Here is a 14174-nt window from a genome sequence, read left to right on the forward strand (position 1 = left end):
TAGCGATGTGTGTAAGGCTGCGCAAATTTCTCTATTAATTGGCTGATCGGACTTGTTCGGCGTACAAGTGTACGCTATTGTGCATTCGAAACTTACTCTATGTGCGACTTACAGAGGTATTGAATGAAACGTGCAGTGATTACTGGCCTGGGCATTGTTTCCAGCATCGGTAATAACCAGCAGGAAGTCCTGGCATCTCTGCGTGAAGGACGTTCAGGGATCACTTTCTCTCAGGAGCTGAAGGATTCCGGCATGCGTAGCCACGTCTGGGGCAACGTAAAACTGGATACCACTGGCCTCATTGACCGCAAAGTTGTGCGCTTTATGAGCGACGCATCCATTTATGCATTCCTTTCTATGGAGCAGGCAATCGCAGATGCGGGCCTTTCTCCGGAAGCTTACCAGAATAACCCGCGCGTTGGCCTGATTGCAGGTTCCGGCGGCGGCTCCCCGCGTTTCCAGGTGTTCGGCGCTGACGCAATGCGCGGTCCGCGCGGCCTGAAAGCGGTTGGCCCATATGTGGTCACCAAAGCGATGGCATCCGGCGTTTCTGCCTGTCTCGCCACGCCGTTTAAAATTCATGGCGTTAACTACTCCATCAGCTCCGCGTGTGCGACTTCCGCACACTGTATCGGTAACGCAGTAGAGCAGATCCAACTGGGCAAACAGGACATCGTGTTTGCTGGCGGCGGCGAAGAGCTGTGCTGGGAAATGGCTTGCGAATTCGACGCAATGGGTGCGCTGTCTACTAAATACAACGACACCCCGGAAAAAGCCTCCCGTACTTACGATGCTCACCGTGACGGTTTCGTTATCGCTGGCGGCGGCGGTATGGTGGTGGTTGAAGAGCTGGAACACGCGCTGGCGCGTGGTGCTCATATCTATGCTGAAATCGTTGGCTACGGCGCAACGTCTGATGGCGCAGACATGGTTGCTCCGTCTGGCGAAGGCGCAGTACGCTGCATGAAGATGGCGATGCATGGCGTTGATACCCCAATCGATTACCTGAACTCCCACGGTACTTCGACTCCGGTTGGCGACGTGAAAGAGCTGGCAGCTATCCGTGAAGTGTTCGGCGATAAGAGCCCGGCGATTTCTGCAACCAAAGCCATGACCGGTCACTCTCTGGGCGCTGCTGGCGTACAGGAAGCTATCTACTCTCTGCTGATGCTGGAACACGGCTTTATCGCCCCGAGCATCAACATTGAAGAGCTGGACGAGCAGGCTGCGGGTCTGAACATCGTGACCGAAACGACCGATCGCGAACTGACCACTGTTATGTCTAACAGTTTCGGCTTCGGCGGCACCAACGCCACGCTGGTAATGCGCAAGCTGAAAGATTAATTCGCAGTAGGTCGGAGTAGTCGGAGTAGGTCGGATAAGACGCGCCAGCGTCGCATCCGACATTACGCGCCAGCGTCGCATCCGACGTTACGCGCCAATGCGGCCTCCGGCACTAACGCCAAAGGGAACCTGATGGTTCCCTTTTTCACATCATTGACAATCGCCGCCTGTACCAGGCAAACTTCCCGCTTTGTCGATTTCCTTCTGAAAAGACGTACGCGTTAATTCCTGCCAACGCACCGTAACCCTGAAACCAGAGAGATGAGACGGGGATACTCCTCGCCTTGCGCTGCATTCTGGAGTAATGCATGACTGCTGTAAGCCAAACCGAAACACGATCTTCTGCCAATTTTTCGCTCTTCCGCATCGCTTTTGCGGTTTTTCTCACCTACATGACCGTAGGGTTGCCGTTGCCGGTTATCCCGCTGTTTGTTCATCATGAACTGGGCTATGGCAATACCATGGTCGGCATTGCCGTCGGGATTCAGTTTCTGGCTACGGTGCTGACGCGTGGCTATGCCGGGCGACTGGCCGATCAATATGGCGCAAAACGTTCGGCGCTTCAGGGGATGTTAGCTTGTGGTCTGGCGGGCGGCGCGTTGCTGCTGGCGGCGATTTTGCCTGTCTCCGCACCGTTCAAATTTGCCCTGTTGGTCATCGGGCGTTTGATTCTTGGCTTTGGTGAAAGCCAGTTACTGACAGGCGCTCTGACCTGGGGGTTAGGCATCGTAGGGCCAAAACACTCTGGCAAAGTGATGTCATGGAATGGAATGGCGATTTACGGTGCCCTCGCTGTTGGTGCTCCGCTTGGCCTGTTGATTCATAGCCATTACGGTTTTGCCGCACTGGCGATCACCACAATGGTATTACCCTTACTGGCGTGGGCCTGTAACGGCACAGTGCGCAAAGTACCGGCCCTGGCGGGAGAACGTCCATCGCTGTGGAGCGTTGTTGGGCTTATCTGGAAACCAGGGTTAGGTCTGGCACTACAAGGCGTTGGTTTTGCGGTTATCGGGACTTTCGTTTCGCTCTACTTTGCCAGCAAAGGATGGGCGATGGCGGGCTTTACTCTTACCGCGTTTGGCGGCGCATTTGTCGTGATGCGCGTCATGTTTGGCTGGATGCCGGACCGTTTTGGCGGCGTGAAAGTGGCGATCGTCTCTCTGCTTGTAGAAACGGTGGGCTTGTTGCTGCTCTGGCAAGCCCCTGGTGCATGGGTCGCATTAGCGGGCGCGGCGTTAACCGGAGCCGGATGTTCGCTTATCTTTCCTGCGCTGGGCGTGGAGGTGGTTAAACGTGTCCCCTCACAAGTTCGCGGCACCGCACTGGGCGGTTACGCCGCGTTTCAGGATATCGCCCTCGGCGTCTCCGGGCCGCTGGCGGGAATGCTGGCGACCACGTTTGGTTACTCTTCGGTATTTCTTGCCGGGGCGATCTCTGCGGTGCTGGGAATTATTGTCACGATACTGTCATTTCGTCGGGGTTAACGAACCAGCCAGACCAGCATCAGGATAATCGCGATTAACAGTATCCACAGCGCGGGACGCGTTGCCATATTTTGCAACGTGTCCATCATCGGTGGAAAAGGATTAAGCAGCGGTTGCATATCACGCGGATCAATCCCTTTAACCCGCCGTTGATAAAGCTGATTAAGAATATCCTCGGCCTGGGCAGAAGAAAGCGATGATTGCGCAGAAAGGCCATATTTTTGCTGGATATATGCCGATAACGCCGCCAGTTCACTGGCATCTAAAGGTTGTTTTAGCGTCATCTGTAGTGATTCCAGCGTCGGCGTATTTTGCTGGCTTAGCGTCTGACGCGCCTGCAGCCAGGTCACCAGATGGTTAAACAGTTTCGCTGGAATTAACTCACCATCTTTCACCCCGGAAAGTTCCAGCATCGATTGCCAGATCTGTTTGCTGGGTTCCCCCGTTGCCGCCGCAAGTTTGGTCACCAGCTGTTTGAGCGCATTGTGCTCCGCCGGTAATAGAGGACGATCGGTCGCCTCGCGCTGCTGCGGTTGCGGAATAACCATCTTCCCTTCCTGCAACAGGGTGAGAATGGTTTTTAATTGCTCCGGTGAGAGCTGATTCAGCGGCGTCTGACCAAAGTTATGACGGATATAATCCGTGACCGCCTGACGATTATTCCCCAGACGTAAATACTCCCCTAATTGAGCTAAAAGCTGGCGGGCAGAATGGCTTTTTTGCGCGGCCAGCAGACGTTGCGCCAGATTATGCTCAGCGGCAGGGAAGTGACGCGAAAGCAGCGGTGAATCTCCCGACAGACCAATATCGTGCCTGATACCCGCCCACAGTTCTGCTCTTTGCTGTTGCGTCAGTGAGGTCACTTTCGTCATTAAGCTTTCCAGCGAAGTACGTTGCTGACTGGATAAAGGCTGATTGCCCGCGCCAGACGGCAGGTTATCTCCCTGACCTGGTGGTTGCCCAGGAGGAGGGCCGGAAATAGGTTGTATCATTACGTATCCTTATACCTGAAATCTTCGCAAGTATGCCTGGCCGCGAGATTATGGCACACTTGTCCGGTTAACTCTCGTCTCATACAGGTAACACAAACGTGAAAATCCTTGTTGATGAAAATATGCCTTATGCCCGCGACTTATTTAGCCGTTTGGGTGAGGTGACCGCGGTTCCCGGGCGTCCAATCCCCGTCGCTCAACTGGCAGACGCGGATGCGCTGATGGTGCGTTCGGTCACGAAAGTGAATGAATCTTTGCTGGCAGGAAAACCCATTAAATTTGTTGGCACTGCCACTGCGGGGACCGACCATGTCGATGAAGCATGGTTGAAGCAGGCGGGAATTGGTTTTTCCGCTGCACCTGGCTGTAATGCGATTGCGGTGGTGGAATATGTTTTCTCCTCCCTGCTGATGCTTGCCGAACGCGATGGATTTTCACTGCACGAGCGTACCGTGGGGATCGTAGGCGTTGGTAACGTTGGTCGACGTTTACAGGCACGACTGGAAGCGTTAGGGATTAAAACCTTACTTTGCGATCCGCCTCGCGCCGACCGTGGGGATGAGGGTGATTTCCGCTCGCTGGATGAATTAGTTCAGCATGCGGATATTCTGACTTTCCATACGCCACTCTTCAAAGACGGGCCGTACAAAACGCTGCATCTGGCGGATGAAAAACTGATCCGTAACCTGAAGCCCGGAGCGATTCTGATTAACGCCTGCCGTGGCGCAGTCGTCGATAATACCGCGCTGCTGACCTGCCTGAATGAAGGCCAGAAGTTAAGCGTGGTGCTGGATGTCTGGGAAGGCGAGCCGGAACTAAATGTGGAATTGCTGACAAAAGTGGATATCGGCACGCCGCATATTGCAGGCTATACCCTGGAAGGTAAAGCACGCGGTACTACGCAAGTGTTTGAAGCCTATAGCAAGTTTATTGGGCATGAACAGCACGTTGCGCTGGATACATTACTGCCCGCGCCAGAGTTTGGTCGCATTACGCTGCATGGCCCGCTCGATCAACCGACGCTGAAAAGGCTGGTGCATTTGGTGTATGATGTGCGCCGCGATGACGCACCGCTGCGTAAAGTCGCCGGGATACCGGGTGAGTTCGATAAACTGCGCAAAAACTATCTTGAGCGCCGTGAATGGTCATCTCTGTATGTAATTTGTGATGACGCCAGTGCGGCATCATTGCTGTGTAAACTGGGTTTTAACGCCGTTCATCATCCGGCACGTTAATCTCTTCTTCATGCTCTCTGCTGTAACATTGGCAGGGAGCTTTGCTATTTCTGGAGTAAACCACCATGTCTGAAGGCTGGAACATTGCCGTCCTGGGCGCAACTGGCGCTGTGGGCGAAGCCCTGCTTGAAACGCTGGCTGAACGTCAGTTCCCGGTTGGGGAAATTTATGCACTGGCACGTAACGAAAGCGCAGGCGAACAACTGCGCTTTGGTGGTAAGACAATCACCGTGCAGGATGCTGCTGAATTCGACTGGACGCAGGCGCAGCTGGCATTTTTTGTCGCAGGCAAAGAAGCTACCGCAGCCTGGGTTGAAGAAGCGACCAACTCAGGTTGCCTGGTGATCGACAGCAGCGGATTGTTTGCTCTCGAACCCGACGTACCGCTGGTGGTGCCGGAAGTAAACCCGTTTGTACTGACCGATTACCGCAACCGGAATGTCATCGCCGTACCGGACAGTCTGACCAGCCAGCTGCTGGCGGCACTGAAACCGTTAATCGATCAGGGCGGTTTATCACGTATCAGCGTTACCAGCCTGATTTCAGCCTCCGCCCAGGGCAAAAAAGCGGTCGATGCGTTAGCGGGGCAGAGTGCTAAATTGCTCAACGGCATTCCGATTGACGAAGAAGATTTCTTCGGGCGTCAGCTGGCGTTCAACATGCTGCCGTTACTGCCGGATAGCGAAGGTAGCGTGCGTGAAGAACGTCGTATCGTTGACGAAGTACGCAAAATCCTGCAGGACGAAGGACTGATGATTTCGGCAAGCGTCGTCCAGGCACCGGTATTCTACGGTCATGCCCAGATGGTCAACTTTGAAGCACTGCGTCCGCTGGCGGCAGAAGAAGCGCGTGATGCGTTTGCTCAAGGCGAAGATATTGTGCTCTCTGAAGAGAACGAATTCCCAACTCAGGTAGGTGATGCTTCTGGTACGCCGCATCTTTCTGTTGGCTGCGTGCGTAATGACTACGGTATGCCGGAGCAAGTCCAGTTCTGGTCGGTGGCCGATAACGTTCGCTTTGGCGGCGCGCTGATGGCAGTAAAAATCGCCGAGAAACTGGTGCAGGAGTATCTGTACTAATGTCCGACCAGCAACAACCGCCAGTTTATAAAATTGCGCTGGGCATTGAGTACGACGGCAGTAGGTATTACGGCTGGCAACGGCAGAATGAAGTCCGCAGTGTGCAGGAGAAGCTGGAAAAGGCGCTCTCTCAGGTGGCGAACGAACCCATCACCGTCTTCTGCGCCGGGCGTACTGACGCCGGTGTACACGGTACCGGGCAGGTGGTGCATTTCGAAACTACCGCGCAGCGCAAAGACGCTGCGTGGACGTTGGGCGTAAATGCGAATTTACCTGGTGACATCGCCGTGCGTTGGGTTAAAGCTGTACCTGATGATTTTCATGCCCGATTTAGCGCCACGGCTCGCCGTTATCGCTACATCATCTACAATCATCGGCTGCGCCCGGCGGTACTGAGTAAAGGGGTAACCCATTTTTACGAACCGCTGGACGCTGAACGGATGCATCGGGCTGCGCAATGCTTGCTGGGCGAGAATGATTTCACCTCGTTCCGTGCGGTGCAGTGCCAGTCCCGAACCCCGTGGCGCAACGTTATGCATATTAATGTCACGCGTCACGGTCCTTATGTGGTGGTAGATATCAAAGCGAATGCCTTTGTACATCATATGGTCAGGAATATTGTCGGCAGCCTGATGGAAGTCGGTGCCCACAACCAGCCGGAGAGCTGGATAGCAGAGTTGCTGGCGGCAAAGGACAGAACGCTGGCGGCAGCAACGGCAAAAGCGGAAGGGCTGTATCTGGTCGCGGTGGATTACCCTGACCGGTATGATCTTCCAAAACCGCCAATGGGCCCGCTATTTCTGGCGGACTAACGAGAATAACGCTCGTAACATTTCAGGCTGTAGCCAACGTAGTTACAGCCTGAAAGATGACGAGTACAAGGCATAGGCAAATATGGACCTGATTTATTTCCTCATCGATTTTATCCTGCACATTGACGTGCATCTGGCAGAGCTGGTCGCGGAGTACGGCGTCTGGGTTTATGCCATTCTGTTTTTGATTCTGTTCTGCGAAACGGGGCTGGTGGTAACGCCATTCCTGCCTGGTGATTCGCTGCTGTTTGTTGCTGGTGCATTGGCGTCGCTGGAAACTAACGATCTCAATGTCCATATGATGGTGGTGCTTATGTTGATTGCCGCTATTGTCGGTGATGCAGTGAACTATACCATTGGACGGTTATTTGGTGACAAACTGTTCAGTAACCCGGATTCGAAAATCTTTCGTCGCAGTTATCTTGATAAGACTCATCAGTTTTACGAGAGACATGGCGGCAAAACGATTATTCTCGCCCGTTTTGTACCGATCGTCAGAACGTTCGCGCCGTTTGTTGCGGGAATGGGCCACATGTCGTACCGTCATTTCGCCGCTTATAACGTGATCGGCGCACTGTTGTGGGTACTGATTTTTACCTACGCGGGTTATTTCTTCGGCACGCTCCCCTTCATTCAGAGCAACCTTAAGCTGATGATTGTTGGCATTATTTTTGTTTCAATATTGCCTGGGGTTTTCGAATTTATTCGTCACAAACGCGCTGCGGCACGCGCCGCAAAATAAAAAGTAACTCCGCGGTTCGACCACTTTTTTATCCAAAGTTTCGGGCTGTTATGTTTTAATGTGCAACATTCATGGTCTGTTGGGGGCAAAAATGGCATTATGCGTCCCCAAAGATAAAACTGGCATCGAACCAGGTTCAGACAGAAAGGTCCCTAATGAGCTGGATTGAACGAATTAAAAGCAACATTACTCCCACCCGCAAGGCGAGCATTCCTGAAGGGGTGTGGACTAAGTGTGATAGCTGCGGTCAGGTTTTATACCGCGCTGAGCTGGAACGTAATCTTGAGGTCTGTCCGAAGTGTGACCATCACATGCGTATGACAGCGCGTAATCGCCTGCATAGCCTGTTAGATGAAGGAAGCCTTGTGGAGCTGGGTAGCGAGCTTGAGCCGAAAGATGTGCTGAAGTTTCGTGACTCCAAGAAGTATAAAGACCGTCTGGCTTCTGCGCAGAAAGAAACCGGCGAAAAAGATGCGCTGGTGGTGATGAAAGGCACTCTGTATGGAATGCCGGTTGTCGCTGCGGCATTCGAGTTCGCCTTTATGGGCGGTTCAATGGGGTCTGTTGTGGGTGCACGTTTCGTGCGTGCCGTTGAGCAGGCGCTGGAAGATAACTGCCCGCTGATCTGCTTCTCCGCCTCTGGTGGCGCACGTATGCAGGAAGCACTGATGTCGCTGATGCAGATGGCGAAAACCTCTGCGGCACTGGCAAAAATGCAGGAGCGCGGCTTGCCGTACATCTCCGTGCTGACCGACCCGACGATGGGCGGTGTTTCTGCAAGTTTCGCCATGCTGGGCGATCTCAACATCGCTGAACCGAAAGCGTTAATTGGCTTTGCCGGTCCGCGTGTTATCGAACAGACCGTTCGCGAAAAACTGCCGCCAGGATTCCAGCGCAGTGAATTCCTGATCGAGAAAGGCGCCATCGACATGATCGTCCGTCGTCCGGAAATGCGCCTGAAACTGGCGAGCATTCTGGCGAAGTTGATGAATCTGCCAGCGCCGAATCCTGAAGCGCCGCGTGAAGGCGTAGTGGTACCCCCGGTACCGGATCAGGAACCTGAGGCCTGATAACTGATAAGGGCAGGGCCACTGGCTCTGCCCTTTTGCTATTCTCACCGTAACGAATCAGCGGATACCATGATTATCAAACGCACTCCTCAAGCCGCGTCGCCTCTGGCTTCGTGGCTTTCTTATCTGGAAAACCTGCACAGTAAAACTATCGATCTCGGCCTTGAGCGCGTGAGCCAGGTCGCGGCGCGTCTTGACGTTCTGAAACCAGCGCCATTTGTGTTTACCGTTGCGGGTACGAATGGCAAAGGCACCACCTGCCGTACGCTGGAGTCGATTCTGATGGCGGCAGGGTACAAAGTGGGCGTCTACAGTTCGCCTCATCTGGTGCGTTATACCGAGCGCGTACGTGTGCAGGGCCAGGAATTGCCGGAATCGGCCCACACCGCCTCTTTTGCGGAGATTGAATCGGCACGCGGTGATATTTCCCTGACCTATTTCGAGTACGGTACGCTGTCGGCGTTGTGGCTGTTCAAGCAGGCACAACTTGACGTGGTGATTCTGGAAGTAGGGCTGGGCGGTCGTCTGGACGCAACCAATATTGTCGATGCCGATGTCGCGGTAGTAACCAGTATTGCGCTGGATCATACCGACTGGCTGGGTCCAGATCGCGAAAGTATTGGTCGCGAGAAAGCAGGCATCTTCCGCAGCGAAAAACCGGCAATTGTCGGTGAGCCTGAAATGCCTTCTACCATTGCTGATGTGGCGCAGGAAAAAGGTGCACTGTTACAACGTCGGGGCGTTGAGTGGAACTATTCCGTCACCGATCATGACTGGGCGTTTAGCGATGCTCACGGCACGCTGGAAAACCTGCCGTTGCCGCTTGTCCCGCAACCGAATGCCGCAACGGCGCTGGCGGCACTGCGTGCCAGCGGGCTGGAGGTCAGTGAAAATGCCATTCGCGACGGGATTGCCAGCGCAATTTTGCCGGGACGTTTCCAGATTGTGAGCGAGTCGCCACGCGTTATTTTTGATGTCGCGCATAATCCACATGCGGCGGAATATCTCACCGGGCGTATGAAAGCGCTACCGAAAAACGGGCGCGTGCTGGCGGTTATCGGTATGCTACATGATAAAGATATTGCCGGAACTCTGGCCTGGTTGAAAAGCGTGGTTGATGACTGGTATTGTGCGCCACTGGAAGGGCCGCGCGGTGCCACGGCAGAACAACTGCTTGAGCATTTGGGTAACGGCAAATCATTTGATAGCGTTGCGCAGGCATGGGATGCCGCAATGGCGGACGCTAAAGCGGAAGACACCGTGCTGGTGTGTGGTTCTTTCCACACGGTCGCACATGTCATGGAAGTGATTGACGCGAGGAGAAGCGGTGGCAAGTAAGTTTCAGAATCGGTTAGTGGGCACGATCGTGCTGGTGGCGCTGGGGGTGATTGTACTTCCAGGGCTGCTGGACGGGCAGAAAAAACATTATCAGGATGAGTTCGCGGCTATCCCGCTGGTGCCGAAAGCGGGCGATCGTGATGAGCCTGATATGATGCCAGCCGCCACCCAGGCGTTGCCGACGCAGCCGCCGGAAGGCGCAGCGGAAGAGGTGCGGGCAGGTGATGCCGCAGCACCGTCGCTCGATCCGGCCACTATTGCAGCCAATAACACCGAGTTTGAACCGGAACCTGCACCGGTCGCCCCACCGAAGCCGAAACCGGTGGAGCCGCCTAAACCAAAGGTTGAAGCACCACCTGCGCCGAAGCCAGAACCGAAGCCGGTCGTGGAAGAAAAAGCTGCACCGACGGGTAAAGCCTATGTTGTGCAACTGGGTGCGCTGAAAAATGCCGATAAAGTGAATGAAATTGTCGGTAAGCTGCGCGGTGCCGGTTATCGGGTTTATACGTCGCCATCCACGCCAGTGCAGGGTAAAATTACCCGTATTCTGGTTGGGCCGGATGCCTCGAAAGATAAGCTGAAAGGTTCGCTGGGTGAGTTGAAGCAACTTTCTGGCTTAAGTGGCGTGGTAATGGGCTATACGCCGAATTAATACGGTCTTGCCTGATGCGACGCTGGCGCGTCTTATCAGGCCTACGCAGGGGTAGAACCGTAGGTCGGATAAGGCGTTCACGCCGCATTCGACAGCCGTTGCCTGATGCGACGCTGGTGCGTCTTATCAGGCCTACGCAGGGGTAGAACCGTAGGTCGGATAAGGCATTCACGCCGCATCCGACAGCCGTTGCCTGATGCGACGCTGGTGCGTCTTATCAGGCCTACGCAGGGGTAGAACCGTAGGTCGGATAAGGCGTTCACGCCGCATCCGACAGCCGTTGCCTGATGCGACGCTGGTGCGTCTTATCAGGCCTACGCAGGGGTAGAACCGTAGGTCGGATAAGGCGTTTACGCCGCATCCGACACGCATTGCACGATGCCGCAAAGGCATAAAAAGTCGATGGCGTTGAATATTTTTTCAGCGCCATTTTTATTGATGCGCGGGAAGGAAATCCCTACGCAAACGTTTTCTTTTTCTGTTAGAATGCGCCCCGAACAGGATGACAGGGCGTAAAATCGTGGGACACATATGGTCTGGATTGATTACGCCATAATCGCGGTGATTGCTTTTTCCTCTCTGGTTAGCCTGATCCGCGGCTTTGTTCGTGAAGCGTTATCGCTGGTGACATGGGGTTGTGCTTTCTTTGTTGCCAGTCATTACTACACTTACCTGTCAGTCTGGTTTACGGGCTTTGAAGACGAACTGGTTCGAAATGGGATTGCCATCGCGGTACTGTTTATCGCTACCCTGATCGTTGGTGCTATCGTGAACTTCGTGATAGGCCAGCTGGTGGAGAAAACGGGGTTGTCAGGCACCGATCGGGTGCTGGGCGTCTGTTTCGGTGCGTTGCGCGGTGTGTTGATTGTTGCTGCCATTCTCTTCTTTCTCGACTCCTTTACCGGGGTGTCGAAAAGCGAAGACTGGAGCAAATCACAGCTGATCCCGCAGTTCAGTTTTATCATCAGATGGTTTTTTGATTATCTGCAAAGCTCGTCAAGTTTCTTGCCCAGAGCGTAAGTGCTCTGAGATGTGGCTTAACGAGGAAAAAGACGTATGTGCGGTATTGTCGGTATCGCCGGTGTTATGCCGGTTAACCAGTCGATTTATGATGCCTTAACGGTGCTTCAGCATCGCGGTCAGGATGCCGCCGGCATCATCACCATAGATGCCAATAACTGCTTCCGTTTGCGTAAAGCGAACGGGCTGGTGAGCGATGTATTTGAAGCTCGCCATATGCAGCGTTTGCAGGGCAATATGGGCATTGGTCATGTGCGTTACCCTACGGCTGGCAGCTCCAGCGCCTCTGAAGCGCAGCCGTTTTACGTTAACTCCCCGTATGGCATTACGCTTGCCCACAACGGCAATCTGACCAACGCTCACGAGTTGCGTAAAAAACTGTTTGAAGAAAAACGCCGCCACATCAACACCACTTCCGACTCGGAAATTCTGCTTAATATCTTCGCCAGCGAGCTGGACAACTTCCGCCACTACCCGCTGGAAGCCGACAATATTTTCGCTGCCATTGCTGCCACAAACCGCTTAATCCGCGGCGCATATGCCTGTGTGGCGATGATTATCGGCCACGGTATGGTTGCTTTCCGCGATCCAAACGGGATTCGTCCGCTGGTACTGGGAAAACGTGATATTGACGAGAACCGTACAGAATATATGGTCGCTTCCGAAAGCGTAGCGCTCGATACGCTGGGCTTTGATTTCCTGCGTGACGTCGCGCCGGGCGAAGCGATTTACATCACTGAAGAAGGGCAGTTGTTTACCCGTCAGTGTGCTGACAATCCGGTCAGCAATCCGTGCCTGTTTGAGTATGTATACTTTGCCCGTCCGGACTCGTTCATCGACAAAATTTCCGTTTACAGCGCGCGTGTGAATATGGGCACGAAACTGGGCGAGAAAATTGCCCGCGAGTGGGAAGATCTGGATATCGACGTGGTGATCCCGATCCCGGAAACCTCGTGTGATATCGCGCTGGAAATTGCGCGTATTCTGGGCAAACCGTACCGCCAGGGCTTCGTTAAAAACCGCTATGTTGGCCGCACCTTCATCATGCCGGGCCAGCAGCTGCGTCGTAAGTCCGTGCGCCGTAAACTGAATGCCAACCGCGCCGAGTTCCGCGATAAAAACGTCCTGCTGGTCGACGACTCCATCGTCCGTGGCACCACTTCTGAGCAGATTATCGAGATGGCACGCGAAGCTGGCGCGAAGAAAGTGTACCTCGCCTCGGCGGCACCGGAAATTCGCTTCCCGAACGTTTACGGGATTGATATGCCAAGCGCCACGGAGCTGATCGCTCACGGTCGTGAAGTGGATGAAATTCGCCAGATCATTGGTGCTGACGGTTTGATTTTCCAGGATCTGAACGATCTAATCGAAGCCGTTCGCGCTGAGAACCCGGACATTCAGCAGTTTGAATGCTCGGTGTTCAACGGCGTATACGTCACCAAAGACGTTGATCAGGGCTACCTCGATTTCCTCGATACTTTACGTAATGACGACGCCAAAGCGGTGCAGCGCCAGAACGAAGTGGAAAATCTCGAAATGCATAACGAAGGATGATGCCTTCGCTCAGGGTGCCGGTCTGGCACCCTGACTTGCAACTCCCGCCGAAATCCTGCAAAGTCTGCCTGCAAGTCTGACAGGGCAACTATTTATGAAACGACTTATTGTGGGCATCAGCGGTGCCAGCGGTGCGATTTATGGCGTGCGCTTATTACAGGTTCTGCGCGATGTCACAGATATCGAAACGCATCTGGTGATGAGCCAGGCGGCGCGCCAGACCTTATCCCTCGAAACGGATTTTTCCCTGCGCGAAGTGCAGGCGTTAGCCGATGTCACGCACGATGCGCGCGATATTGCCGCCAGCATCTCTTCCGGTTCTTTCCAGACGCTGGGGATGGTGATTTTACCCTGTTCAATCAAAACCCTTTCCGGCATTGTCCATAGCTATACTGATGGCTTACTGACCCGTGCGGCAGATGTGGTGCTGAAAGAGCGTCGCCCGTTGGTGCTCTGCGTGCGTGAAACACCATTGCACTTAGGTCATCTGCGTTTAATGACTCAGGCAGCAGAAATCGGTGCGGTGATTATGCCTCCCGTTCCGGCGTTTTATCATCGCCCGCAATCCCTTGATGATGTGATAAATCAGACGGTTAATCGTGTTCTTGACCAGTTTGCGATAACCCTTCCTGAAGATCTCTTTGCCCGCTGGCAGGGCGCATAACTCCGCTGTTGCCCTGTTTCAGGGCAATTTTGCAACCGCGATCAAATCCTCGACATTTTGTTTCTGCCATTCAATCGAAACGCTGCGATTCAACCGCTATACCTGCTATCTTCAACTTTAGGACAATAATGCAACGTCTTATTAACATATTTAACGTTGAATGTTACTGTTGTCGTCAAGATGGC

13 protein-coding genes are annotated in these 14174 nt (G+C 53.9%); 12 read left to right on the top strand and 1 reads right to left on the bottom strand.

The annotated features are described in order from the left end of the window. Window positions 1-123 precede the first annotated feature (123 nt). The gene (gene fabB / locus ACJHW7_RS05205) at window positions 124-1344 is read left to right on the top strand and encodes a beta-ketoacyl-ACP synthase I (RefSeq protein WP_000817178.1); all 1221 of its coding nucleotides are present in this window, start codon (window positions 124-126) and stop codon (window positions 1342-1344) included. Window positions 1345-1652: 308 nt separating this feature from the next. Beyond that, window positions 1653-2831: an arabinose transporter gene (locus ACJHW7_RS05210; protein ID WP_000127774.1), complete on the top strand. Its 1179-nt coding sequence runs from the start codon at window positions 1653-1655 to the stop codon at window positions 2829-2831. Here ACJHW7_RS05210 and flk read toward each other — a convergent pair. Continuing rightward, window positions 2828-3823, bottom strand: a complete 996-nt coding sequence (gene flk / locus ACJHW7_RS05215) for a flagella biosynthesis regulator Flk (protein WP_021557015.1) — start codon at window positions 3821-3823, stop codon at window positions 2828-2830. The two genes, ACJHW7_RS05210 and flk, sit on opposite strands and share 4 nt — an antisense overlap. Window positions 3824-3921: 98 nt before the next feature. On the opposite strand from flk, the gene pdxB reads away from it, so the two are divergent. The 10 genes from pdxB (at window position 3922) to ubiX (ending at window position 13989) form a co-directional block, all read left to right on the top strand. Next, on the top strand, window positions 3922-5058 hold the full coding sequence (gene pdxB, locus ACJHW7_RS05220; RefSeq protein WP_001613522.1) for a 4-phosphoerythronate dehydrogenase PdxB: 1137 nt from the start codon (window positions 3922-3924) through the stop codon (window positions 5056-5058). 65 nt (window positions 5059-5123) lie between these two features. After that, on the top strand, window positions 5124-6137 hold the full coding sequence (locus tag ACJHW7_RS05225; protein WP_001289165.1) for an aspartate-semialdehyde dehydrogenase: 1014 nt from the start codon (window positions 5124-5126) through the stop codon (window positions 6135-6137). After that, a complete protein-coding gene (gene truA, locus ACJHW7_RS05230) occupies window positions 6137-6949 on the top strand; it encodes a tRNA pseudouridine(38-40) synthase TruA (RefSeq protein WP_001283598.1) in 813 nt (270 codons plus the stop codon). Before ACJHW7_RS05225 ends, truA begins: the two co-directional genes overlap by 1 nt. Window positions 6950-7031: 82 nt before the next feature. Further along, window positions 7032-7691, top strand: coding sequence for a DedA family protein (locus tag ACJHW7_RS05235; protein WP_000364331.1), 660 nt, complete (start codon window positions 7032-7034; stop codon window positions 7689-7691). A gap of 155 nt (window positions 7692-7846) precedes the next feature. Then, window positions 7847-8761 (top strand): acetyl-CoA carboxylase, carboxyltransferase subunit beta, encoded by a 915-nt coding sequence (gene accD, locus ACJHW7_RS05240; RefSeq protein ID WP_000118404.1) that lies wholly within the window; start codon window positions 7847-7849, stop codon window positions 8759-8761. A gap of 69 nt (window positions 8762-8830) precedes the next feature. Then, on the top strand, window positions 8831-10099 hold the full coding sequence (folC, locus tag ACJHW7_RS05245) for a bifunctional tetrahydrofolate synthase/dihydrofolate synthase (RefSeq protein ID WP_021557014.1): 1269 nt from the start codon (window positions 8831-8833) through the stop codon (window positions 10097-10099). Continuing rightward, window positions 10089-10751 (top strand): cell division protein DedD, encoded by a 663-nt coding sequence (dedD, locus tag ACJHW7_RS05250; protein WP_000146992.1) that lies wholly within the window; start codon window positions 10089-10091, stop codon window positions 10749-10751. The genes folC and dedD overlap by 11 nt, the downstream gene beginning before the upstream one ends. Before the next feature lie 531 nt (window positions 10752-11282). Beyond that, entirely contained in the window at window positions 11283-11771 is a 489-nt protein-coding gene (cvpA, locus tag ACJHW7_RS05255; RefSeq protein WP_000262113.1) for a colicin V production protein, read from the top strand. Between the two features lie 36 nt (window positions 11772-11807). Continuing rightward, window positions 11808-13325, top strand: coding sequence for an amidophosphoribosyltransferase (purF, locus tag ACJHW7_RS05260; RefSeq protein WP_000334221.1), 1518 nt, complete (start codon window positions 11808-11810; stop codon window positions 13323-13325). A gap of 94 nt (window positions 13326-13419) precedes the next feature. Continuing rightward, window positions 13420-13989, top strand: coding sequence for a flavin prenyltransferase UbiX (ubiX, locus tag ACJHW7_RS05265; RefSeq protein WP_000825700.1), 570 nt, complete (start codon window positions 13420-13422; stop codon window positions 13987-13989). The last annotated feature ends 185 nt before the right edge of the window (window positions 13990-14174 follow it).

Source organism: Escherichia sp. WS1152, assembly GCF_046487665.1.
In the GTDB taxonomy this organism is placed as follows: Bacteria; Pseudomonadota; Gammaproteobacteria; order Enterobacterales; family Enterobacteriaceae; genus Escherichia; species Escherichia coli.